The organism is Ensifer oleiphilus (assembly GCF_013371465.1).
GTDB classification, from domain to species: domain Bacteria; phylum Pseudomonadota; class Alphaproteobacteria; order Rhizobiales; family Rhizobiaceae; genus Ensifer; species Ensifer oleiphilus.
The window spans coordinates 26,886-51,229 of the sequence record NZ_JABWDU010000014.1 but is presented as its reverse complement, the minus strand read 5'-3'; the positions used below and the strand labels follow the sequence as shown (position 1 = coordinate 51,229).

Below are 24,344 nucleotides of genomic sequence, written 5' to 3'. Positions count from 1 at the left end.
GAAGCGATGTCAGAACGGACTTTCAAAAACGGCGTGGTTTTCCAAGGCAGCGAAGAAAGCGCGGGTCTCCGACAAGGCCCTCTGCAAGGCGATCGAGCAAGTCGCACGCGGACAGGCTGATGATCTCGGTGGCGGCGTGTTCAAGAAGCGGCTCAACGATAACATGCACCGTTCGATCGTTCTGGCAAAAGCTGGTGGGTACTGGGTGTTCACCTATCTGTTCACGAAGAGGGACCGCGCCAACATCGATGACGACGAGCTCTTGGCTTTCCGGAAGCTCGCCGAACTCTATCGGCGCAAGACACAGGCCGAGCTTGATGCCGAAATCGGGGCCGGCGCCCTACTGGAGATTTGCAATGACGACTAAGCGCAAGTTCAAGAGCGATGCCTTTGAGGCGATCCATAGCGCCGTCGAAGACATGTACGCGGCAGGCACCATCGACAAAGAAACGATGAAAACCTTCAATGAGACTTGCCTGTCTATCCCGCAGGAGTTGACGCCGGGCGAGATCAAGGCGCTGCGCGAGGACAATCATGTCAGTCAGCCAGTCTTCGCGCGTTACCTGAACACCAGTGCATCGACGGTGCAAAAGTGGGAAACCGGCGCGAAGCGGCCGAGCGGGCCCGCACTGAAGTTGCTCTCGATCGTGCAAAAGCATGGTCTCGATATGCTGTCTTAGAAGGACGCTGCCACCTTCGACCCCAAGCGGGCATCAGTGGTGCAGAGACGACAGGTTTGCGCCTTGATTGCGGTCATTCGGGCCGCGCAGCTTCCTCGTCAGACTTGATGGCTTTACGGTGACTTGGTCCCTAGCCTCCGCCGCACCACGTCGATTACTCGTTCGCCGACAAGCCCCAGGTAAACAAGGGGGATCTCGTTAATTGCGTCTCGTCACGCGCCAGAAAATCCGAGCGCGTATTCGGCCTTGACACTCAACTACAGCGCGATTACGGGCTTTGCAGTAAGACGATGCAAAAAGCGTCGCCCAGACGGAATATGGCCGTGGCAAAAGCAACGTTAGACACCAAAAAACTGACCCCCTTTCTTGCGCCGGCCTTGTTGGACAGCTCCGACAAATCCGCCGACGCGGTCCTGCGTGATAGGCTCGGAAAGGCGGCGAGGGCGAAGATTAAAGGGTCTGACGGCGTCGCTCGTCGTGTGATCAGCGACGGCGATGATCAGGTGCGCGACTTCTATCTTCGGACTATTATCTATGAAGAAGTGCGTTCGCCAGCATGGGCCCCGGCGAATACTCTAACTGATAAAACTCATCAATTCATCATCATCGCCGTTCAAGGCGCGCGGGCGGCCTTGAATGCTTCGGACGGCGCGATGCGTGACCGCATTTTGAAGGGCTTGAAACTCGCCCGGCCCGTACCGCGCGCTATCATCGAATCCTTTGTCGGCGACGAGGCGTCGGTCCTGCATCTTAGCGGCGTCCACACCCCAACCGCGGTCAAGCCTAACAGCAAGTCACTGACCGGATCGGCTCTGGAACATGCCCTAGATCCCCTCGGCGACCAGACCTTCGTCCTCTCGGCTGTAAGGAGTCGGCCGAGCGTACCGGGGCTAACGGACGCCAAAAATCGCCCGGTCTCGATTGGCGCCGCTCCCAGCAGCGGACGAATCTGGATTGGACGCCAGAAGTCTCTAGACGAGTTCGTGGAAACGATGGAGCGCGTCTTCCTCCACGCGCAAACGGCACCAGCCTCGCCGCGCTTTGCAATGCTGGCTCAGCAGATCACCGATGTATCGGCTGTACAGGACGCCTACGAGATCAGCGTGACACCCAAGGATCTTCTCTCTGAAGACGTAGTCGACCCGGCCGACTACGCCTTCGCTCGTAAATGGGCCTATGACGCGACCTTCGAAGTAATTCCCCCTGCCAAAGGAGCGGCTTCGGGGCTTTCGTTCACGGTCGAATGCACCCTTCTGGGCGTGGCTCTGGGGCAGGCGGAAATCGCGGTGACCTTTACCGACGGCGTTGTGGGGCTGGCATTGACCTGGAAGAACCCCGCGGCGTCCAGCACGGTAGACCACCAAGAGTGCCGACGAGCGCTGACCGATGTGGACATGGTCAAGATCCACTACGAAAGCGGTCACGCGATTGCGCAGGGTCGTTGCTATTCTAGCCAGTACACGGATCAGCCGTTTGATTGGACATTCCAGTCTTTCCAAGGCTTCGATGTGGAGAAGGAGAAGCCGGCCCTCGTTAAAGGGCAGTCGCTGGCGAGCGCGATCGGCGTGAACGGTGACAACTCGCTGTTCGCATTCGTCTTGGAAAAAGTGTTCGTTGACGCCGCTGGACGGCCGGCAGGTTGGCTCGCGTGCGACGATGGATCGATGGAACTGGCCGACTTTATCCACCTTGATCCCACGAAGAAGGTCGTCACACTGGTTCATGTGAAGGCCTCCGGCAGCGCCAAGGTCAATCGCCAGGCCTCGGTCTCTGATTTCGAGATTGTCGTTTCGCAAGCCGTCAAAAACCTGCGCCACCTCGAGCGCCGCCCCTTGGGGACGGAGTTGACCAAGGGTAAGGGCAAGAAGATCGGCTCGGCGGTCTGGAAAGATGGCGTCCGGCAGAAGAACCGCGACGACTTCATCAAGGCCATTGAGCAGCTTCCTGATCGTTACAAGAAAGTCGCTATGGTAGTTCAGCCTCGGCTGACGCAGTCCGAAGTCACAGCCTGTGAAGCCCTCACGAACGGCAGTAACAGGCTGCTTCGGATGAAGCAGCTGAGCACCCTGCTCTTGGCATCTCGCCTCTCAGCCATGGCCTGTGGCGCCGAGTTGTACGCTGTCGTGGACATTTAGTTGGCAAAGTCACCATTACTAACCGGCTGAGATCCCAGCGGCCACAGCGCGTGCGCCGGAGAACTCTCTCGGGTGCTGAGACGGTTCTATGCCGGAATCTCGAGCAAAAAGGCCGAGGTCTTGAAAGGATTCGAACCATCGACCCGCGCGTTGGTTCGCTGAGCGATTGAAAACCCGATCGCTTGATTTAATCGAAGCGTTGGCTGCGACGCTTGAGTCGCGAGGGGAAGAAAACGAGCCCGCCGTTGCGGGAGGACGATCGAGGCGAGCCCGTGAGGCGTTTTCCGGTCAGACATGCCACTTCGAGACCGCGCTGGCCGGCAGCGTAGGAAGAGGTTCGATTGGCTGGCTGAGTGTCCACTCCCACCAGGCTACGTAGCTTGGAAGCAGCTTGCGTTTCGAACAGACTATCGAGAGGCCGACCGCTCAAAGTGACGAATTATGTTGCCGCACAATAGCTTACCCGCCATGATGCACCAAAATGTTTGCTTGCAGCGCAATCGCGACGGGGTCTGCTACGAATATGCGGGATAATCAAGAAAGTAGTAGCACTGAGCAAACCATAGACATCCTGCTGTACGTGGCACTCGCAGAAGAGCTCGACACGGTAATCGCTTTTCTAGGCGACGGATTCACTGCTCAAGAGCTCGAGGACGTCGCACTCACTTGGTTTTCGGGGAGCATCCAATCTACCGAAGCCGGAAAGCGGTATAGCGTAGCCGTCGTGGCGGCCGGCAAGATGGGAAACACACGATCGGCCAATATCGCATCTGTGGCTATTGAGAAACTCAAGCCTTCCGACATCGTTGTGATCGGCATCGCCGGTTCTTTGTCCAATGATCTTGAGCCGGGCGATGTGTTCGTGCCGGATAGTGTGAACGAGTATCTCGCGAATTCCGCCTCCGTGGGAGAGAAAAGGACCTGGAGCCTCGATACATCCGGGAACCATTTCCAATCATCACAGCGCTTGCTCGACCGCCTGCAGAAGTTCCGACACACGCGGAGAAAACAGTTCGAAGCGTGGAGGAACCAGACGCGACAACGGCGATCTGAGACTATCGCAAAAAGTATCGATGACGCTCTGGTCGAGGCCGGCGTGCAACTGCGCGGCGAATGCAACCTTTTAGTCGGTGATGATAGGAAGCTTGCAAGCGGACCAGTAGTTGGTAAGGGCAAGGCGTTCTTGACTTGGCTGAAGAAACAGGTCGATCGCAAAATCGCGGCGATGGAAATGGAAAGTGCTGGAATTTTCGACGCTGGCAGCATTCGTACGCCGGCGCCAAGAGTCGTGGCCATAAGAGGCATTTCCGACTTTGCAGATGAGCGGAAGGACAAAATTGAAAAAATCGCCAAAAATGCGTTCAGGGCGTTATCAATGGAGAACGCGCTTTCGCTGTTTATCGCAAGCGTGGAGGCCGGGCTTTTCGAACCTGACGTGGGCCGCCAACTCGAATCAGCGAAGCTGACCCAACTCGCCGTTCTTCAATCTGCCGTAAAGTCTGTTCTTGTTATCGGTGGCGTGACCGGAGAAACCGACGACACCGACGCCGAGGCCCCTCGGTTGCACCGGGCATCCATGAAGCTTGGAAAAACGCTTGCTGAAGCCGGTGCTCACTTGGTCGTCTGCAGTCCCTTTCCAGATTCCGCGGACTACTACGCGGCAATGGGATATGCGGACGCGAAAGTCCGAGGCGTTATTCACTTTCATAGTCCGTCGCATCCTGAAGTGGAGAAGAAAAAAGGCCTGCTGAAGAAGATGCTCGGACATCCCGATCTCATCGTTCAAGAGTGGAACTACCCAGGGCCGGAAGTTAATGACGGCTCGTCGTGGTCTCAAGCGTGGCTGCTCGCCCAACTGCAAGCGCTGGAAAAGGTCGATGCTGTTGTCGCGCTCGGCGGAAAGGTTTCAAAGACCGCCAATACGCTGCTGCATCTGGCGGAGGCAAAGAGCCTCCCAATCATCCCATTTTCATTCCTCGGGGGCGCAGGGCAAAGGGCAAACCAACGCCGAGACTGGGCGCGGCTGAACCCGGACATTGACGTCTCATTCTTTGCAGAGGACATAGGCGTCGAGCAGACGATCCGTATCGCTAATATGATGCAGGCGAGGCGTGTCAGCCGTGCATTTTCTACCAAGGGAACACCTCGGACAATCTTCATAAGTCGTGCAAGCCAAGATGCTGGCGTGGCACAAGATTTTGCGAACGCCCTACGTCTGCGGGGCATTGAGGCCCTCATTGGCGACGACGAAGTCCGACCAGATCAAATGGTCCCTGCGTCAATCGAAAACGCGATGCTCAGAAGCAGTATTTGCGCCGTATTGTGGAGCAAACACTATGCACTAAGCCCTTGGTGTTTTGACGAACTGAGCATGGCGCTGAGCCAACATGCATATGGCAATATCGGTCTGTGGCTATTTAATCTCGACGATTCATTGATTGTCCCGGTTCAGGCACGCAAAATGCCGACAATATCTTTACGTGATAGAGAACTGCTCTCGCCGATTGTGGACCAACTGTTGGCTGAGCCTCAACTCAGGTAGAAGCGAGCCGAAGCGCAAGGCCGAACCGGTCGCGGTCCGTCACGTCGGTCGATCAGTGCGTAGGCGGAAACAGCGCACCCAGTCCGCATCGATCAGTCCAGTCAAGAATTATGCCGCTTGCCCCAACGACAGTGGAGGATCGCTTGCCGTTGCGCCGGACCAATTCTGCTTTCGCACTAGACCACGATCCGGGACGGATCGCGATCGGAGAAAGTGCCGCGCGACACCAGAAAGGCCGGCGTGGCGCCGGCCTTCAAGTTCAAGGTGCCTTCCACCGCCTTCAATCGAAGTCGGACATCTGCATCGAGGCTGGCTTTCGGTCGATGGAGGCCAACGGTGCTGCCGCGCCTACGCGCTGTACGGCTTCCAAATCTCGCCGGTGATCTCTTCAAGGGCAGAAACCGCACCTTCGTCGGCCATCCGAAGGACGTGGGCCTGCAGGCCCACGTCGGCGGCAAACTCACGCTTGCGCTGCGCACGGCTGTCGAGGCCGACCGGACCGTCGAGGTCTTCGTCGCGGAAGTCGTTGGCAAGCTTGGTGGTGATCGCTGGCCTCGGTCACGGAGCGGCTGTAGGATTGACCGGCACCATATGCCGAGCCGATGGAGGAGACGACCATGCACTGCATGTGGAAGCCCGTCGCCCGCGGATGAAGGGCACTGCAACGGTGTTTCTCGATAACCATCGTCTTGATGCCGCGCCAGGCTAGGAACACCGGCTGCGGAAAGGCAGCGGTGGTTAACGGTTGATGGAGGGATCCGAGATCGGGCCGCGGCGCACGTCGGGTCTGCAATTTCAGCATGGCGATTGCGGTGCTACCCAATGTTATATCAGTTGAAACAACAGACTGCCGTCCGGCAGCTCGATCGCGGAGATTTATCGGTGGCGAATCCCTACCTTCAGGACGACGGTGCAGCGGTTCTGCAGGACTCGTGGCTCTGTTTCCTGGACATTCTGGGCTTTAAGGAAATCCTTAAAGCCAACGATCATTCTCGCATCCAGGAATTCCATCGGCTGTTGCGCGACGGTAGGCAGATCCTCGAAGGCCCCGCCGATGAGGCCGGCTGGTTCGATCGCGACTTCCATGCGTTGACGTCCTTCACGGACAACATCGCCCTGGGTTTTCCGATCCAGGACGACGGCGAGATGGAGTCGGGCATGGTGTTCGAGCGTGTCGCCCGGTTTCAGTTGCAGATGGTTCTCAGGGGGTTTTTCATCCGGGGCGGGGTCGCCGTCGGTGAAGCCTACGTCGATGACCTCGCGGTTTACGGGCCGGCGCTGCTGGAGGCCTATACGGGTGAATCGGAGTTGGCGCGTGACCCGCGGATGGTGCTGACCGAAAGCGCCAAGACACTCGTCGTCGAGCACCTCGCCTACTACGGAAATGCCGGCCACGCGCCGCAAAACCGTGTGCTGAAGAGGGATCGCGACGGGCAATGGTTCATCGATTACCTGCGCTCGACGATCATCGATGAGAGTTATGACTCACCCCTCGTCGACGACGAAGCTGTTCGAACGCACCGCGACGTTGTCACCGAAGAACTTCAGCGCTTCCGGCATAGCCCGCGCATCTGGAGCAAATACGAATGGGTCGCGCTCTATCACAATGACTTCTGTCGTCAGTATCCGGAACTTTTCGACGAGACATTCATCATCGAGATCGACACGGTACGCGGACAGATCGGCAGCATTGTCGAGGCTTGAGCGAGCGTGTCGGCATTGCCGGATTTGCGCCTGCACCTGGCAAGAGGAACGAGATCGATCTCGTCCGATCGAGCCTGCATAGGCCGTGACCACCTGTGTCACGGGACCAAATCACCTGGCTATGGCGACGGATCTCGCTTCCGACTTTTGAGCTCGGACGAATTGACGCCACTGTCGCTCATCGCGACAGGTCACTGGGTTTTGCCAGCCCCCCCTGAAGCAAGCAACTCACAACATATACAGGGCTCGTGCCCGTATCGACCGGAATGATCGTCAACCCGTCGGCTACAGGAAATGGTGGTTGCGACTTCGGGCTCGAATCGAGCACACATAAGAGGGCAACACGACGGCCGCTCCCTACAGCATAACTTGCTGCCTGCGGGGCGAATTTTTGGCAATCGTCTGGCAAAAGGCGGCGGGTCCGCTCGGACTTCAGTTCGATCCTTATTCCGCGGAATGTCAGATCAACCCTGCCTCCAGTCACGTGGCCTTGGACCTCCAGCTCACTCCCGATCGCAGCGTTCGATCGTAAAAATTGTTGGAAGTCGGCTTGAAACGCGGCCTCGTCGATTGGATCGGGATACCGTTTGTCCTGTACCGCCTGTCCCATAAGATTGCCGACCGGAGTGAGCAAAGCGAGAAGGTCGCGAATATCCGTCTCTGAAATCAGAGGCTCCAATCTTAGACGCTCGCGCAGCTTGATAATTTTCGCGTCAACTTCTCCGTAGCCTGTAAGGGGGTGACGCGACGTGTCAGTCCCATCAAGACGTAGAGTCCGTTGCCCGGCAACGACAACCGATTCCTCGCGGTTCGGCCGCGGCTGAAACTCGGCGGCGTAACGGAATTCAAGTGGTCGGGCATTGAACCCTTGGGAAGCGTGCAGCGCCATCCTGCCTTGCCGCTGGAATACGAATGGTGGTTGTCCGCCAGGACGGAGAAATTCAAAAGTCGGAAAATCCCAGGTGCTTGGCGGCTCGATTGAGACTGGCGCAATCACCAGGCGCTCAGCGTCGTCGGGCCACCGCGACACCCGAATGGTCAGATCGAGATCGTGCACCTCTCCCCCACGGAGACTGTGAAACGTCTCGGCGGCTTTTCCATCGATCGCAAACTCCAGAAATGCAACGGCGATGTCTTCCGGTTTGACGGGCGTGTCCTCGGCGACACGCGATCCATAATAACTTCTGTCCTCGATGCCAATTATTCCCACCGGCATCTCCAACCCCGCTATCGCATCACGCAGTGACGGCATCGCATCGACGTCGAGATCGCCGTCCAAAGGTGCAAGCGCGGCGGCAAGCGCCAAACCATAGTCCGTGTGAGCAGAATCGACCGCGAATTTGCGGTAGCGAAGTCGAGCGGCACGCAAGAAGCGATCGGCGTCAATCGCCGCCGTGTGCACCGCTTCACTCCAGTCGGCGAGCAAACTCAAGATTTCCAGGGCGCTGGCGAAGGACCGCCAATCTTTCGCGATTGCAGCTTTCCCAAACAGCTGAGATGCGGAGGCGACTTCCTGGGCCCGTGCGCGCAATTCCGTCCCACCGGCATAGGTCGGATGGGCGATGATCGACTCGATAGCGGCGATCCTAGAAGGGTAGGCTTGAGCGAGCACGACGTTCATGCTCATCCTCCTCATCTTGTGCATCCGTTGCGGCTGCGTTTCTCCAGGCACCGCTCGCCGCTGAGATCGCCTCTGCGTCTCGCGCCGTGACTGCCGCCTCAAACCGAAGGGCAAATTGCGGCCATTGCAACAAAGTGCGGCGACGGCGTACCCGCACGGTATTGCCGTTGCGATCCAACAGTGCAGTGACAAGGTCGTCGGCCTCCTTCGACATTCCGGCGAGCGAGAAAGCCTCGACGATCCCCAACGACGTTTGCAGATCGGCGTCTACGACTTGGACAGCGGTGTCGTGCAAGGTCTGGGCGTGGGCCTTCACCCCCTGAGGCGCAATCCGCCGAATGAGATCAAGCGCCCTGTCGGATTGATTGTAGCGGTCCACCAGATGCGGGATCATGCGGGCGGCAAGCTTGGCGAATTCCGGATCCGTTCCGAGGCTGTGCGACAAAGACAGGATGCCCGACCTCAGGAAGATCGGGTCGATGCCCATTGCGACCTCAATGAGGTAACACCTTATCGTACCGTTGGACTGGCCAAAAAGGTCGGCCATACCGGCTAGAATGCTCACGCATTCCGTCAGAAAATGGTCCTCGCTCGACTGCATGCGGTAATAGCGAATGAGGTTCAGAATAGCCTGCGCTGCATTGATCCGATACGGTTCTGGAATGATCGAGCGATGAAATGCTGCAACGGTCGATTTGTGGACCACCACATATTGATCCCACAACAGAGCCCCGAACGCTTCGAATAGGAGATCGGGAATGTTCTCCCGGCTTCGATAAGACAGCTCGCCGACCGCTGTCGCAGCGTACGATCGAACGATGGCAGATGGTCCGACGAGGGCTGAGTAAAGGTGGGGCAGCAATTGCTTCAGCCCGTTCAAATCATGCGACAATTCTTTTGTCGCCCCGAGGAGCACGCCGCGAAGATTGTCTCTTCCGTCGGGAATGGTGTCGAAGGTTCCGATGATCTTAGCCACCGCTGGCTCATTCCCGGCAGCCGCCTCGCTCGCCCATTCCACAAACTGTACCATGAGGCCGCGGACCACCATCCGTCGGCTGTTTCGCTCCATCGCCGCGATAGTGTTCTCGGCCGGTTCATTCATGACGGCATCGAGTTCGGTGAGCCGATCGTCAAGCAGGAACAAGGCGCCGATGAACGCATCGAGTTGGTCACGGATGATATTTTCCAGCCCTTTCGGGCCAGAGCGAAAGGCCGAAGTCACCTCGTCCAGGACCCTGTCGTCGCGCTCGACAGTGGGGATCCATACGAGCCGCCGCAGTGCCAAGGAATGTCGCAACGATGTCGCGGCAATTGGTGGATCATTATATCCGACGTCCACGGCGTGCGCATATGCCTTCGCGATACGAACGCGTTGGGGCGCAGGGGCGCCCATCTGCAACGACTGCAGCAGAGCGTCCACTTCTTGGGGCGCGGCATCAAAGGCGCTGTTCAATGCAGCAGCGAGATCTGGTAGCCGATCTTCGCCTTCTCTCAGATCTGACACAAGACTTGGCGCACGCACATAAACCGACACCAGAGTGCGCAGGATTGGTTTTGCGGCGTTCGGATCGGATGCCTGCAATACGTGGAGACCTCGACCCGCACGCTCGAGGGCGGACCGTTTGCCGCCGAGCAGCATTTTTTCGATGACGGCGATGACCTCGTCGGGAAATTGGAGCCACAAGGCTTCCAGAAAAGCGGCATTGCCGGCGAGCCGCCGCTCGCCGTCGCCATAAATAAAGTCCCGGTCATCAGGGCTCGCGAGATCGATGGCGGCACTCAGAATATTAGCGACCGAACCAGCGGGGATGGCGTTGAGCCGCGCCAGCAGCTTTTCAATTGCGACTTGCGACGGATAGCCGGGCTGTAGAATCGAGATCGCCAGTTTGACAATCAACGTGTCGTCGGCTCCCACCGCGGCGAGTATGGTGAGCGCGGGCTCGGCAAACCATCGTTGAGCGCTCGCAAGCGCAAACACATACTCGACGAGTTCCGGAGAAAAGTACTCCGGTGCGAGGCGCGCGCTCTGCGTCACACGCTCGCAATTATCAGATGAGCGGTCTGCGTCGAACGCGCCGATGTCTTCGAGCAAGGTGCGCCCAACCGGTCCGAGCCTCGGTAACAACGCTGCACGCACTGCATCGCGCTCAGCAAGGGCCGTCGCCGACGCCTGCTCATCGGCCTTTACCTCGGCTTCGCGCCTTGTCCTTTCGCGATCACGCTCGGCAATGATTTCGAGAAGATTGGGCAGTCCGATGGGTTTGCGATGGGCACAGTTTTCGCAGTTGCGGTCGTAGAAATCGATAACGGCGTCTCTCAAATCCCAGCTCGACATGCCGCCTTCGGGCGCGAAATCACAGCGCATACCATGGTGGCCTATGGGAAGGCCGGTAACCTGCACAAGCATCCCGATCCCGCCGAACCTCTCGACGCGCGCATGGGCGCAATAATTGCGAACAAGCATCATCGTATCGCGATTGCGCTCTCCAACCTTCACTGCATCGGCGATGTCACGCATTGCGCCTATCCTCGCGTCCAGATTACTTGGTGGAGCCGTCAATCCGGGTAGTGGATGTCACCGATTTGAAGGATTCGAACGCGCCGCATCAAGGCCCCTCTCGTACCCCAACGACTACAACGGCCCGTTGAAGTTTGCGAGACGTCACCGACGATTTCAACGAGATAAGTAGCACGCTGGAATGCCCGAAAACGCGCGCTCCTGCATGCCTTGGGTGGTCGCTCTCCCGACGGTGCCCTCACTGCCGCTATTGTCAGCCGTTAGCTGATGCCGGACGAGACCGTCCGCAAGCAGGGCTTTGATGCAATCTGCAACGCCATGAAGGCCGGACAGGAGCCTCATGGTGGAGGCAGCGTCCTGAGTACGCTGCCTCCACCAGTTGCGGTCAGAGATACCCCGCCGAAGCACCGGCGAAGTCTCGGGGCAACCTAACCTTTTGAAAAACTTATATGGGCTTGAACATGTTTTCCGCGGCCTCCAACCGGAGGCGGGCCCAAAGTCGATGCAACAGTCCAGCTTTACGTGTACATTTCCTTATCTGCGATTCACGAACGGTGCCTCATGCATATTTCCCGCGTTCAGCTTGTAAATTATCGAAATTTCGAGCGCGCAAGTTTTCGTTTCAACAAGGGCATTAACACCGTCATCGGTGAAAACGGATCGGGCAAGACCAATCTCTTCCGCGCGATGCGTCTGATGCTGGACGACGATTTCCTTCGCTGGGCGTATCGCATGGAGGAAAGCGATTTTCATCGCGGGATTGGCAACTGGCGCGGTCATTGGATCATCATCAGCATAGAATTTGCGGAGGTGTCTCAGGACGAAGCCGTACAAGCACTTTTCCTACATGGGACCGGAGTGATCGAAGACGAAGCGATTGCTCGGGCAACCTACAATCTCATTTTCCGACCGAATGCCGCGATCCGGACGCGTTTGGCGCAACTCGATGAAGACGATCACGCGGGTTTGGCTGCGATCTTGAATGCGGTCACGTTGAACGACTACGAAACCGTTTTCACCGGCAAAAGCACCGCGGACTTTTCTGATCCCACCGTGTACCAGGAACTCGTCGGAAATTTCGAGACCGTGCAGTTTCCGGCAGAGCTTCATCCAGCGGCCCTAGGAGCACGGGTTCCAGGCATAATGTCGGTCAGCAAGGAGGTTTGCTTCACCTTCATTCAAGCCCTTCGTGACGTAGTCAGTGAGTTCCAGGGACAGAGAACAAATCCCCTTTTGACGCTCCTCCGCAGCAAAAGTGGGGATCTGGATCCGGCAGTGCTTGCCCCGATCACTGACCGGGTGAACGAACTGAACAGCGAGATCGAAGCAATTCCCGACGTCGGAGAAATCCGGGCCGACATTCGCCAAACGATCCGGGATGCTGCCGGCGAAACTTATTCGCCAGCGAGCCTCGCAGTGCGATCGGCTGTCCCGGGTGAAGCTGATCGGCTTTTCCAATCCCTAAAATTGTTTGTTGGCGAGACGGATGATCAATACGAGGGAGCCATCAACGAGCTGAGTCTCGGCGGCGCCAACCTCATATTTCTCACCCTCAAGCTTCTCGAGTTCAAGTATCAGAAAGCAAAGCAGGCCTGCGCTAACTTCCTAGTCATTGAGGAACCCGAGGCGCACATTCACACACATATTCAGAAGACCCTTTTCGACCGATTGAGCTACCCCGACACCCAGGTGATATACTCCACGCACTCAACCCAAATTTCCGAAGTTAGCAACATTGAGAATGTCAACATCTTGGGCCGGAGCGGTCCGCGCTGCGAAGCGTTCCAGCCGAGTGCTGGCCTGGAAGAACCAAAAATCCGTAGCATTCAGCGCTATCTCGACGCCGTCCGCAGCAATCTACTGTTCGCGAAAAGCGTGATTCTAGTTGAGGGCGACGCCGAAGAAATCCTCGTGCCGGTGCTGGTTAAAGAGGTGCTGGGTGTGAGCCTCGACGAACTGGGCATCAGTCTGATCAACATCCGCAGCACTGGCTTCGAAAACGTCGCAGTCTTGTTTCACGATGATCGCATTCGTCGACGTTGCGCAATCGTGACCGATTTGGACGCCACCTTTTTCAACACTGACCCGCATCCGGACGATCCTGATGCGTTGAAAAAAGCCAAAGAGAAGGCGCTCGGCTCGCAGGAAGCTGGCGTCGCACGACGCACTCGATTGACGGCCTTCAAGGATGGAAACGACTGGATTTCGGTTCACTACGCGCCGCGTACGTTCGAAGTTGACTTCGTTGCGGCCGGGAATGTCGAGCTGACAGTTTCGGTGCTCAACTCCGTCTACAGCGACGCCGCAACCATTGTTGCTGCGACCGCGGAGCTGCGGTCCGGCGATGTGGCAACCTACGGAAAGCGGATCCTCGCAATGGCGAGCTACGCCAAGAAGGGTTGGCTGGCAATTCAGGTTGCCAAGCTGGTGACAGGAACAACGCGAATCCCCAGCTACCTGATTGAAGCGATTTTTACCGCACACAAACCCCTGAGCCGGCGAGTACTGGCGAACATGATTGATCACCGGCTAAAATTTCACACGGATCCGGCCGTTATTTCAGAGGCGCAGGTTCTGGCGTTGCGTGCCCAGGTGGAAGCATTCCGCGCTGGCGATTTGCAGATAGAACCACTTCGAGAAGCGATTATCGGCGCGATGGCGGGTGACGTCATCATCGATGTTCTGGGACACGCTTGATGGTGTTTGTCTGGGAAGACGGCGACCTCAACGAAGAGCAGGTTGACGCAATCGAGCACGACGGAAGCCTATACCTTGCCGCCTGCCCCGGGAGCGGCAAGACCAGAGCATTGACCTATAAAATCGCATTAGAGTTATCCAAGCTCGAGAGCGAACGCCATTGGGTCATTGCCATCACCTACACGCACCGCGCCGCCGAGGAAATCTCCGAGCGGATCGCGCGGTTGGGCGTGGCAACGGACCGGCTCTGGATCGGTACAATCCACTCGTTTTGCCTTGACTGGATCTTGCGGCCTTACTCCGTCTATCACGAGAAACTGCAGAACGGGTTTCGCGTGGTGGACCAGCATGAAACCGAAGCAATTCTGGACCAACTTTGCCATCAGTCACCGTATCAAGTTCGGGCATTCGATTGCAGATATTATTACTCGACAGCCGGGTGCCAGCTGGAGAATGCAAACCCGAACAGGCGCTTGGCTGCCCTTTCCGTGTTGAACGGATACTGGCAACATCTGGAAGAGAACCGGCTGATTGATTTTGAGATGATTTTGGGTTGCGCTTACGACCTCATCATCGCCCAACCCTCTATTTCCCTCCTGCTCGGCAAGCTGTTCAAATACATCTTGATTGACGAGTATCAGGATACAAAGGAGATCCAGTACGCGATCGTCGCTGCGATACTCAACGCGTCAGCTGGGAATACAAACACGTTCATCGTTGGCGATCCCAATCAGGCCATCTACGGATCTCTAGGCGGCTTCGCCATGAGCCGCGTGGACTTCGCCGCTCTGGCAGGCATTGCACTTGCCGATAAAAGCCTTTCGAGCAACTACCGCTCCTCGGACAGGATCGTCGACTACTTTTCAAATTATTGCGTCGTCCCAGCGGTCATCGAAGCGGTCGGTCCAGACAAAGAATATCCGAGCGTGGTCTCGTTCAATCAGGAGACCAATCAGCAGGAGCTGGACGACGAAATCGTCCGGCTCATCCGTTACAATATCGAGACGCTTGGCATTCCCCCTCACGAAATCTGCGTGGTTGGACCGCAGTGGATCCAGCTGGCTGCCGTCACGAGGCGCCTTGTTGCAGCACTTCCTGAGTATAGCTTCGATGGCCCTGGCATGGCGCCGTTCTCTCGTGACCAGGACAACATCTGGTTCAAGGTCTCGCGTCTCGCCCTGACTCGTCCAGATCCACAGCTCTTCGTCCGGCGCACGCGATGGGCTAGGGAGATTTTGGATCACTTCAGGACCGCGGGTGTCGACGTCTCAAAGATCTCGCCGCGTGACCTGCTGCGCCATTGCAATAGCATCGATATCGCTGTGGACGACGGGCTGGAGTATTTGGAGTTGTTCTTCGCGGAACTGCTGTTGGCTATCGACATTGAGATCGATCTTTTCCCACCGCTCCAGGAGCACCACGTCGCGTTTTTTGAACGGTCCCGGGTTCAAATCCAGCGACTGGAGGATGCCGGCGTTCAAGGCGTATCGAGCGTTGCCATGTTCAGACGTGTGTTCGCAACCCGAGCCGGCATAACAGTTTCGACAATTCATGGCGTGAAGGGAGCAGAGTTCGATACAGTGATTGCTTTTGCTCTGCTTGAGGGAATGGTTCCGCACTTCTCAGATCCGAACGCGGCAGAGAGCGCCAGCAAACTGCTCTATGTTGTTGCCTCTCGCCCCCGAAAAAACCTGCATCTGATCGCTGAAACCGGTCGGATCAGCGGGATTGGCGTGCCTTACGAAACCACTCAGGTGCTAGCGGAGCACGGCTTTGCTTATGATCTTATAGCTGGTCCCGGCTAGCCAAAGGTAGTCTGGCTTGAAAAGGTCGCGCCTCCATCACAACACGCTCCACGCCCGAAACCTCCCCCTGCCCGTCATCTCCCTGAGCCCTAGCTCCGTCACGATCCGCCGCGCCGCCTGCGGCGTGACCCCGAGCGTTTTCGTGACCGTGCCGGCATGAACGAGCGGCATCGCCATGACGAGATCGACGAGCTCCGGCAGCTTTGAAGATGTCCGTCTCCCCGACAATTTGCGCTCCATCATTTTTCGTGCGAGCGCCAGCCGGTCATATTCCCTGAGCCCGATCTCGGCGGCCGCGATCAGCCCGTCGGCAATGGCCAGCAACCGGACTTCGCGGCTGCGGTGCCGGCGCCGATCGACGGGGATGGTTTTCAGGCCGAGATTGATGGCGGCGAAATGCGCGCCGGTGGTAACGCCGGCCTGTCGCAGGATCGAGGCGGCGAGATGCCGGCCGAGCCAGGGCGCGTGCTGCAGCACGTCGAGCGTGTTCCAGGCATCGAGGGCAACAACGGCCTGCAGCACCGGCGGCAGAAAATCCGCCTGGCGCAGGACGGTGCGCCATTCCTCCAGCCGCGCGTCCTCGTCCCAGTCGAGATCGTAGACCATGGGGTCACGGTCCCGCGACCGACTTGTTGGTGCGGCCGCCCTCTTCAGCACGGCTTCCGAACGCGCCAGCACCGCATCGATGGCGGCAAACTCGGCGTCGAGTAAGCTGGCACGGTCATCCTCTCCCTCCCCTCCTCCGGCCGCATCGAGAGGCACCCCGATCCTTTCACGTTCAATGACACCGTCCTCGTCACCTGAGAGTGCAGGCGCGTCGGCAACGACGTTGTGCCCGCGCAGGCTGCGGAGGCCGTCGGGGGTGAGCGCCCAGCCGGGCGGGTGCGCGGCGATCCGCCGGCGGCTGCGCAACACGTCACGTGCGATCGTCAGCTCGTGCGTCGGGGTGCGGATGTCGTGACCGGCGTCGTGCAGCACCAGGTCCTCGAGATGCACGAGCTCGCCGTCGATCCACAACGAGGCACAGGCATCGGCAAAATGGGCGCGTTCGAGAAAGCCTTCACCGACGGTGGAGCGGGCGATGCGCTCGTCGAGACGGGCGAGCGCGACACCGGCCTCCGAGATGGGGCGCAGCAGGGTCTGGATGGGCAATCTGGCGAGATCGTAAGGCATTGAAATCATGGTAAATGATTTGCTAAGAGAACTCTATCTCGAAATTAGAGTTCTTCACTTGGTATGCACGCCAGTTGAGGCTGTCACTATCGATAGGTTTCAAGTATCAATAGTGATATGTACAATAAACTTGTACGCATTCGGACTCAATGATATTCTCTCTCAGCGCTCAAAACAGCCGGAGATCGCGATGCCCCAGACCCTGTACAAGATCAGCGAAGCCCGCAAACATTTCGCCGAGGTACTCGACCGCGCCAACCACGGCGAGGAAATCATCATTATGCGCGGCAACGAAGTCTACGCCCGTATCGGCCCGGCCGACGGCGGCAAGCGCCCGTTCGGGCTCTTGCGCCAGCGTGGCCTGCCTGACGACCTTTTCGACGACGTCGACGCCGAACAAACCGCGATCGACGCCGGTGACTGGAACGACGATGTCGGCGTCTGGCAGGGCAAATCCAGCAACCGCGACACCTCCAAATGAAGGTTCTACTCGATAGCCACGCCGTCTACTGGTGGACGATCGGCAGCGACCGCCTCTCCCTGAGAGCGCGATCGCTGATCGAGGACAAGGCCAACACCATCCTCGTCAGCGCTGTCTCCTTCTACGAACTCGACAACAAGATGCGGCTGAAAAAGCTTGATCTGAAGCCACAGGAGTTGCGCGCCGCAGTCACAGCCAGCGGCTTGCAGACCCTCGCCATCACTGATCTGCATGCCGAGCTGGCCGCAAGCTTCGACTGGGACCACCGCGACCCGTGGGACCGACTTCTTGCCGCCCAGACGCGGCTGGAACATAGCACGTTTGTTTCCGTCGACGGCGCTTTCGATGCAGTGCTGCATGAGCGGGTTTGGTAGGCAAGCGCATGAAGATTTTGATCGAGGTCGAGGAGGCGGCAGAACGGCTGGAGGAGCTGATCGATTTGGCGCTCCAGCAGGACGAAATCTATGTGTGCCGGGGCGGACGGCTCGTAGCTCAGCTCACCTCCTTCCCGGGGGCGAACGATGATACTCCCTCAGACGAATTCGCAGAGACACTTACTGATGCAGGGCTAACCGCCGCAAGCGAGCTGCCGCGATGACTGTCGTGTCATCGACATCCATTGACGGCCGCGCCGAAGAACTCGACGCGCTCGACGCCATCCTGTCCTTCGATAGGCGCGATCAGCTCGCTGCGCTCCTCACCGACGACGACGTCGCGACGCTCAAGCATCTGGCCAGCGAAGGCATGGGCGGCAATACGCTACGCGCGCTTGCCTCCGATCTCGGCTACCTCGAGACCTGGTGCCAGCTCGCGACCGGCAGTCCCCTCCCCTGGCCCGCACCCGAAAGCCTGCTGCTGAAATTCGTCGCCCACCACCTTTGGGACCCGGTCAAACGCGCCGACGATCCCAGCCACGGCATGCCGGCGGAAGTGGAAGAGGGCCTGCGCGCCCGTCGGCTGCTTCGGGCCAAGGGCCCGCACGCCCCCGACACGGTGCGGCGCCGGTTGACGAGCTGGTCGATCCTGACCCGTTGGCGCGGCCTCACTGGGACCTTTGATGGCCCTTCGCTCAAGTCCGCTCTGCGCCTTGCCGTTCGCGCCAGCGCTCGTCCGCGGCAACGAAAGAGCAAAAAGGCCGTGACCGGCGATGTCCTGGCCAAGCTGCTGCAGGCCTGTGCCGGCGAACGCTCGATCGACCTGCGCGATCGGGCGCTGCTTCTGATCGCTTTTGCCTCCGGCGGCCGTCGCCGATCAGAAGTGGCGGCTTTGCGTGTCGAGGATCTGACCGACGAGGACCCTGTGCAGGCCGATCCGTTGGATCCTGGCTCCCCTCTCCTCCCGTGCCTTTCGATCCGTCTCGGCCGCACCAAGACGACGACGAGTGACGACGACGAACATGTGCTGCTCATCGGACGGCCGGTAATTGCGCTGAAGGGCTGGCTTGGTGAGGCCAGCGTCAACGAAGGACCGGTATTTCGGCGCATCGACCAATGGGGAAACATCGATCGGCGCGCGCTCACGCCGCAGTCGGTCAACCTCATCCTGAAAAGCCGTTGCAAGCAGGCCGGGCTCGATCCGGCCCTGTTTTCCGCGCATGGGTTGCGATCAGGCTACCTGACCGAAGCAGCCAACCGTGGCATCCCCCTACCCGAAGCAATGCAGCAGTCGCTGCATAAATCCGTGACACAGGCGGCTCGCTACTACAATGATGCGGAGCGCAAACACGGACGGGCAGCGCGGTTGATCGTATAGCCTAATCGTTGCGCGGTTCTAAACTTTAGCCTCGCGCCGACTTTAAACGTTGCAGACAGACCTTCGTTGCTTGCGAAGAGCTCCCTATTACCCTTGGGAAGCCGATCCTTGTTTCGACGACGTCGTCGCAATACATGGAACTCAGAAGGTCATTGGTTCAGCGAGATGTCGATCGTTGCAGTAAAGGTTCTATCGACTGTCAACGCACCTTATGGGACGACCCTTTCGGCTGAGCAGTTGGCATCCAAGATTTCCGATCCCGCGAGCGCCCTCTCTTTTGCCCTCTCGGCATTTTCCTTCTTTTCCGAAGTAGACGAGAAGCCTCAGATCTCGTTCCTTGGCGAGATGCACGTTGATCCGACGATGGCCTCTGACCTGGCGCGGAAATTCTCGGCCCTTGCTGGCTACCCGCTGCCTTTGGCTCGGGTGGCATAATTGGTCGAACGATCAGACAGCAGATGGGACCACCTGTTTGATTAGGCCTGCCACATTATAGACCAAGCCAACTCTGAACTCACCCCGATCGACGTGCTGGCGATGAACACCGTGGCGCAATGACTGGCTCATGCGCTCCGCGCTCGCGGCCATGGCACGCTCGATCTCCACCATCTCGCGCGTCGAATACCGCGCCAATTCTTGATCGGTTTCAGGCTTCAACTCGACCGGTGCCGGCGACGCCATGACAGCGGCAAAGGCATTGCTAAACCCGTCGACATCGTCGATGTAACGATGCAGCGCACGAACGACATCATGGCGATCGAACACACTCGTCTCGCCGGTGATGATCGACAGAACCTGCTCGGGTTTCTCGCGGATCAGGTCAGCATTGGATCGCGCCGCCTTTCGGTCAATCCGTTCACGCGACACGTCCAAGCCGCGCCGATCCATCTGCGATGCATCGACACCCATATGCTCGGTCGGCTCGATCTCGAGCCCACGCTCCAGGTGCGAGCGGTGGTCGACCCGAACATCAAGTCCAAGCCGTACGAGATGCCGGTTTGTGTGATGCTCCCACAGTTGCCGAATGTCGCGAAGCTGCATGTGCGAAGTCGGCTGGTCGTTGTTCAACAGCCACTTGTTTTCACGCTCGATCAGCGTCTTTTCGCCAAGCCCTGCTCGCTCACTACCCGCGTCGTCATCACCACATGCGCGTGAAAATTCCGGATATCACTTTCGCCTTGCGGCTGGTGAATGTAGAAATCCACCGCGGCGCCATAGCGGTTTGCCAGATCCCGCGCAAAGTCGCGGGTGAGTGCCAAACGATCGGCCACGCTCATCTCATGCGGAAGCGCTATCTCGAACTCGCGCGCAACCCGCGCATCCTTACGAACCTCGGCGCGCTCCACTGCATTCCAGAGCGTCGATCAGTCTAATGCCCAAAAGGCTTCCACACCATCGGGAAGAACGATCTTGGAATGCTCGACGCCTCGCTTCTGCGTGAAGTCATGCACGATGCCATCGCGCTCGTTGACGATCTTCGTCGCGGTGCGATAGGCGATGGCGGCAACCGCGCTGCGGCCACCACTTCTTGCGATTTCCGCAACACTGGCACTGCTGATCGACGGCGACAACGCTTCGGCAAAGACTGTCGTCTCGTTCGCAAGGGGTATTTCCCCGAGGAATCAAAGGTACGTTACGCCCATCTCGGCGGCGCCCCGGCACTCAACGGCTATGGCTACACCTTCCGCAACGGTTGACGTTACCGGCCATTGAACCTTTCGACGGGCTACGGCCGGATGACCGGTCGTGGCAAGCCGACCCTGCCTCCCCGGGCAATGCCCATGGCCGATGGTTCCGTCCGGTCTCAGGCAAGCGCGAGATCGACGGCCGCAAGTGCGTGAAGCTCGGTCGTATCGAAGACCGGAACCGGGCTGTCGGCTTGAGAGATCAACAGCATGATCTCGGTGCAGCCCATGATGATCGCTTGCGCACCGCGGTCCACAAGCCGTTGAATGACCTGCCTGTAGGCGTCGCGCGACGCGTCCTCGACACGGCCGACGACCAGCTCCTTGTAGATGATGTCGTGCACGGTCTTCCGATCGGTCTCGTCGGGGACGATTACGTCCAGCCCATGCCGTTCGATCAGCCGCCCTTTGTAGAAATCCTGCTCCATGGTGAAGGCCGTGCCCAGGAGGCCGACGCGGCTGAGGCGGAGCGCCTTGATCTTCTCGGCCGTCGGGTCGGCGATGTGCAACAGCGGAATGGCGACAGCCGCAGACACCGCATCGGCCATACGGTGCATGGTGTTGGTGCAGATCACCAGAAAGTCCGCGCCGCCGGCCTCTAGGCGGCGGGCCGCATCGATCATTTCCCCTGTCAGGGCCGACCAATCGCCAATATGCTGCAGCCGCTCGATCTCGCCGAAATCCATCGACCACATCAGACTTTTGGCCGAGTGCACGCCGCCAAGGCGCACCCGAACTTCCTGATTGACGATGCGATAGTATTGGGCCGAGCTCTCCCAGCTCATGCCGCCGATCAGTCCCATTACCTTCAACGCTATTCCCCCCGATTGCCAACAGATCTCAAGCTCGGCGTGCCCGCGGTTCTGCCACATCCCGCGAGGCGCAAGCAACAGACTAACGGATCTCGTGCCAGACTTCCGCGCCGCAACGGGGACATGTCGGCACGGCCTCTCCAGCCGAAAACGCAAGCACCTCGGCGCACTGCACACAGGCAAGACGGCGTTTCTCCCGAACAGTGGCGCCCGACCGAAACTCGGTCGGCTTGCTGACGTCCCAGGGCGGCTCGATCACCAGCCCCGGCCTCGCCGGCGGATCGTCGAACGTGAAGACCGAAAGCAGCCCGTTGGTTTCGAAATAGGCGGCCCGCACCTGCCCGAGATGCCGCACCTGCTTGAGGCGGAGTTGTTCGAACAGTTCATCGTGACCGACGTTCATCTGCTTCAGCGCCTTCCACAGGATGCCGCCATCGCGCACCACCTCGACGCTGATGCCCTCGATCACGTCCTCAAGCTTGCGGTTGCGAGCGACGATGTAACTCAACGATTTGTCGAGCAGCACGACCACGGTGATGACGGCCATGCAATGGATAAGCGGAACGTCCGGATAGAACATGGCATCGCCGACGGCCGAACCGAGCGCGATCACCAGCAGAAATTCCACCAAGGACAGTTGGCCGATCGACCGGCTGCCGATCCAGCGGATCAGGAACAGTGTGTAGGCGTAGATGATCACCGTCCTCAGCGCGATTTCGAGCAGGAAAAGCGGCGGCTCGTCTCCGATCAGCATCCGGCCGAGATCGAAAGCCACGACGGGCTCATTCATGGGTAACTCTCCTTCAGGACGTGCCGCGAGGGGCGCGCGGCTGCAGCTTGTTTATCTGTGGCGATCGGACGGAAAGACGAGAGGCGAACATCGTTTGGACGGCCGCAACGCATTTAGCTTGGCGATTTTTTTACCGCTGCCAATGAACCAAATCCGATACGAGACGTTTGTCTCTCGGTACAACCACAACGTCAGGAGATCCGCAGATGGATTGGAATCGTGTTGAAGGCAACTGGAAGCAGTTCAAGGGCAAGGTCAAGGAACAGTGGGGCAAGCTCACCGACGACGACCTCGACCAGATCGCCGGCAAGCGGGATCAGCTCGAAGGCAAGATCCAGGAACGCTACGGTATCGAAAAGGACCGCGCTCGCCGCGATATCGACGATTGGTATGGCCGCCAGCCCTAACGGTCAGTGATTTCAAAAACCCCGCCTCGGCGGGGTTTTTCGCGTTTAGTGGCACGGAGAATGGGAACTTTGTCCTGCCCTGAGAGTTTTTGGCAGGGTCGCCAACGCGGCCATGTCGAAACCTCAGGGAGACATCGATCACGATGGCGAGATCAGCGCAAGAGAACAGGCCGACGGTTCAAAGAGATGTCGTCTATGGCTGGAGCAACATCTACGACCTGACCGAGTTTATTCGTGCCTATGATCTGCCGCCGCTGGAAGCGCGGCCGTTGTTTCAGCAATATGGCCCATCGCGGCAGGCCCTCGACGCCGCCATGAAAGCACGCAAAAGTTGCGGTTGACGGCGCTTTTCGCAGACCGGGAAATCCCTTCAAGGAGAAGATATGCGGCTCTTCCAGTGCGGCGCCTGCGGCCAGACGATCCACTTTGAAAACCGCAGTTGCATGCGCTGCGGATCCACCTTGGGGTTCGACCCCGGCGATATCGCGATGCACGCCCTCGTGCCGCTGGACAACGGGTTCTGGCAGACCCACGGCAGATCGTCGACCTATCGGTTCTGCGACAACGCCGCCATCGATGTCTGCCATTGGCTGGTGCCGGCCGACCGACCCGATCGCTACTGCGTCGCCTGCCGCCACAACACCATCGTGCCAATGACAAACAGCGTCGGCCTTGAGCGTTGGCGCAGGATAGGCCTGGCACAGCGCCATCTGTTCTATTCACTTCTGCGCTGGCGGCTGCCGCACCCGACCCGAGAGCAGGATCCAGACGGCGGGTTGGCGTTCGAGTTCCTGGCCGACACCGTCGATGCCTATGGCAACACCGTGCCGGCCCGTACCGGCCACGAGAACGGCCTGATCAGCCTGCGTGCGTCGGAGGCGGAGGATGTGGTGCGCGAAAGTGTGAGGGTTTCCATGAACGAACCCTACCGCTCACTGCTCGGGCATTTTCGCCATGAGATCGGGCACTTCTATTTTGAGCTGCTCATCAAAGAGGAAACGATCCGGGCCGAGGCGCGCAGATTGTTCGGCGATGAATCGCAAGATTATGCGGCGGCACTGGAACGTCACTACCAGCAGGGTCCTCCCGACGACTGGCAGGAGCGGTTCATCAGCCCCTATGCGAGTGCCCATCCCCTGGAGGATTTCGCGGAGTGCTGGGCGCATCTCTTTCACATCGTCGATACGCTGGAGACCGGGCGTGCCTTCGGTATGAACCTCGACCCGACCGGCCATGACGCACTTGAAACGGAGATCAACTTCGATCCGTACCGGGCAGCGAGCGCGCAAGCGCTCGTCGACGCATGGGTCCCACTCAGCGTCGCCCTCAACGCCCTCCAGCGGTCGATGGGCCAGCCCGACAGCTATCCCTTTGTCCTGTCCCAGCCCGTCGTCGAAAAGCTTGATTTCATCAACCAACTGATCCTGCATGCGGCGATGCCAAGCCGATGAGAAGACACGGACCGACGAGGCAGCGCACGGGAGTGACGCCCACGCCAACAGGAGGCAAGCGGAACAAAATCGCATCGTGCCGCGTTGCCCT

General features: G+C 58.7%; 19 protein-coding genes and 4 pseudogenes. 16 read left to right on the top strand and 7 right to left on the bottom strand.

Annotated features, from left to right (window positions below; translation table 11 throughout):
- The first annotated feature begins 6 nt into the window (after positions 1–6).
- From HT585_RS30475 to HT585_RS30460, 4 genes and pseudogenes are all read left to right on the top strand, one after another.
- Positions 7–367, top strand: a pseudogene (locus HT585_RS30475) (type II toxin-antitoxin system RelE/ParE family toxin).
- The gene (locus HT585_RS30470; RefSeq protein WP_176356519.1) at positions 357–680 is read left to right on the top strand and encodes a helix-turn-helix domain-containing protein; all 324 of its coding nucleotides are present in this window, start codon (positions 357–359) and stop codon (positions 678–680) included. Before HT585_RS30475 ends, HT585_RS30470 begins: the two are co-directional and overlap by 11 nt.
- A gap of 323 nt (positions 681–1,003) precedes the next feature.
- Positions 1,004–2,815, top strand: a complete 1,812-nt coding sequence (locus tag HT585_RS30465; RefSeq protein ID WP_176356518.1) for a hypothetical protein — start codon at positions 1,004–1,006, stop codon at positions 2,813–2,815.
- Positions 2,816–3,338: 523 nt separating this feature from the next.
- The gene (locus tag HT585_RS30460) at positions 3,339–5,357 is read left to right on the top strand and encodes a phosphorylase family protein (RefSeq protein WP_176356517.1); all 2,019 of its coding nucleotides are present in this window, start codon (positions 3,339–3,341) and stop codon (positions 5,355–5,357) included.
- 280 nt (positions 5,358–5,637) lie between these two features.
- On the opposite strand, the pseudogene HT585_RS32335 reads toward HT585_RS30460, so the two are convergent.
- Positions 5,638–5,967, bottom strand: a pseudogene (locus HT585_RS32335) (hypothetical protein); the annotation flags it as partial.
- Between the two features lie 272 nt (positions 5,968–6,239).
- On the opposite strand from HT585_RS32335, the gene HT585_RS30455 reads away from it, so the two are divergent.
- Positions 6,240–7,061, top strand: a complete 822-nt coding sequence (locus HT585_RS30455; protein WP_176356516.1) for a hypothetical protein — start codon at positions 6,240–6,242, stop codon at positions 7,059–7,061.
- A gap of 178 nt (positions 7,062–7,239) precedes the next feature.
- On the opposite strand, the gene HT585_RS30450 is transcribed toward HT585_RS30455, so the two are convergent.
- Positions 7,240–8,682: a hypothetical protein gene (locus HT585_RS30450; protein WP_176356515.1), complete on the bottom strand. Its 1,443-nt coding sequence runs from the start codon at positions 8,680–8,682 to the stop codon at positions 7,240–7,242.
- Positions 8,648–11,200, bottom strand: a complete 2,553-nt coding sequence (locus HT585_RS30445; protein ID WP_176356514.1) for a hypothetical protein — start codon at positions 11,198–11,200, stop codon at positions 8,648–8,650. The genes HT585_RS30450 and HT585_RS30445 overlap by 35 nt, the downstream gene beginning before the upstream one ends.
- A gap of 561 nt (positions 11,201–11,761) precedes the next feature.
- On the opposite strand from HT585_RS30445, the gene HT585_RS30440 reads away from it, so the two are divergent.
- Positions 11,762–13,897: an ATP-dependent nuclease gene (locus tag HT585_RS30440; protein ID WP_176356513.1), complete on the top strand. Its 2,136-nt coding sequence runs from the start codon at positions 11,762–11,764 to the stop codon at positions 13,895–13,897.
- Positions 13,897–15,702 (top strand): UvrD-helicase domain-containing protein, encoded by a 1,806-nt coding sequence (locus HT585_RS30435; protein WP_210270630.1) that lies wholly within the window; start codon positions 13,897–13,899, stop codon positions 15,700–15,702. The genes HT585_RS30440 and HT585_RS30435 overlap by 1 nt, the downstream gene beginning before the upstream one ends.
- A 36-nt stretch (positions 15,703–15,738) precedes the next feature.
- On the opposite strand, the gene HT585_RS30430 is transcribed toward HT585_RS30435, so the two are convergent.
- Complete coding sequence (locus HT585_RS30430; RefSeq protein ID WP_176356512.1) at positions 15,739–16,884, bottom strand: RHE_PE00001 family protein; 1,146 nt, start codon at positions 16,882–16,884, stop codon at positions 15,739–15,741.
- A gap of 181 nt (positions 16,885–17,065) precedes the next feature.
- Between HT585_RS30430 and HT585_RS30425 the strand changes: the two genes are divergently transcribed.
- The 5 genes from HT585_RS30425 to HT585_RS30405 all read left to right on the top strand — a co-directional run bounded on the left by HT585_RS30425 (position 17,066) and on the right by HT585_RS30405 (position 19,543).
- A complete protein-coding gene (locus HT585_RS30425) occupies positions 17,066–17,356 on the top strand; it encodes a type II toxin-antitoxin system Phd/YefM family antitoxin (protein WP_176356511.1) in 291 nt (96 codons plus the stop codon).
- The gene (locus HT585_RS30420) at positions 17,353–17,730 is read left to right on the top strand and encodes a type II toxin-antitoxin system VapC family toxin (protein WP_176356510.1); all 378 of its coding nucleotides are present in this window, start codon (positions 17,353–17,355) and stop codon (positions 17,728–17,730) included. The genes HT585_RS30425 and HT585_RS30420 overlap by 4 nt, the downstream gene beginning before the upstream one ends.
- A gap of 8 nt (positions 17,731–17,738) precedes the next feature.
- Positions 17,739–17,954 carry a hypothetical protein gene (locus tag HT585_RS30415; RefSeq protein WP_246708015.1) on the top strand — a complete coding sequence of 72 codons (216 nt, stop codon included), beginning with the start codon at positions 17,739–17,741 and terminating at the stop codon, positions 17,952–17,954.
- On the top strand, positions 17,951–19,108 hold the full coding sequence (locus HT585_RS30410) for a site-specific integrase (protein ID WP_176356509.1): 1,158 nt from the start codon (positions 17,951–17,953) through the stop codon (positions 19,106–19,108). Before HT585_RS30415 ends, HT585_RS30410 begins: the two co-directional genes overlap by 4 nt.
- Positions 19,109–19,273: 165 nt before the next feature.
- Entirely contained in the window at positions 19,274–19,543 is a 270-nt protein-coding gene (locus HT585_RS30405) for a hypothetical protein (protein WP_176356508.1), read from the top strand.
- Positions 19,544–19,630: 87 nt separating this feature from the next.
- Here HT585_RS30405 and mobQ read toward each other — a convergent pair.
- Positions 19,631–20,679: pseudogene (gene mobQ, locus HT585_RS30400) on the bottom strand (MobQ family relaxase); the annotation flags it as partial.
- 21 nt (positions 20,680–20,700) lie between these two features.
- Between mobQ and HT585_RS30395 the strand changes: the two are divergent.
- A pseudogene (locus HT585_RS30395) lies at positions 20,701–20,805 on the top strand (1-aminocyclopropane-1-carboxylate deaminase); the annotation flags it as partial.
- A 107-nt stretch (positions 20,806–20,912) separates the two neighbouring features.
- Here the strand turns inward: HT585_RS30395 and HT585_RS30390 are convergent.
- Together HT585_RS30390 and HT585_RS30385 are read right to left on the bottom strand one after the other, a co-directional pair.
- Positions 20,913–21,605 (bottom strand): aspartate/glutamate racemase family protein, encoded by a 693-nt coding sequence (locus HT585_RS30390; protein ID WP_210270629.1) that lies wholly within the window; start codon positions 21,603–21,605, stop codon positions 20,913–20,915.
- Between the two features lie 82 nt (positions 21,606–21,687).
- Complete coding sequence (locus tag HT585_RS30385; protein WP_176356506.1) at positions 21,688–22,395, bottom strand: YetF domain-containing protein; 708 nt, start codon at positions 22,393–22,395, stop codon at positions 21,688–21,690.
- A gap of 206 nt (positions 22,396–22,601) precedes the next feature.
- Between HT585_RS30385 and HT585_RS30380 the strand changes: the two genes are divergently transcribed.
- The 3 genes from HT585_RS30380 to HT585_RS30370 all read left to right on the top strand — a co-directional run bounded on the left by HT585_RS30380 (position 22,602) and on the right by HT585_RS30370 (position 24,253).
- A complete protein-coding gene (locus tag HT585_RS30380) occupies positions 22,602–22,802 on the top strand; it encodes a CsbD family protein (RefSeq protein WP_176356505.1) in 201 nt (66 codons plus the stop codon).
- A gap of 143 nt (positions 22,803–22,945) precedes the next feature.
- A complete protein-coding gene (locus HT585_RS30375) occupies positions 22,946–23,143 on the top strand; it encodes a hypothetical protein (protein WP_176356491.1) in 198 nt (65 codons plus the stop codon).
- A gap of 42 nt (positions 23,144–23,185) precedes the next feature.
- Entirely contained in the window at positions 23,186–24,253 is a 1,068-nt protein-coding gene (locus HT585_RS30370; protein ID WP_176356504.1) for a zinc-binding metallopeptidase family protein, read from the top strand.
- Positions 24,254–24,344: the final 91 nt, after the last annotated feature.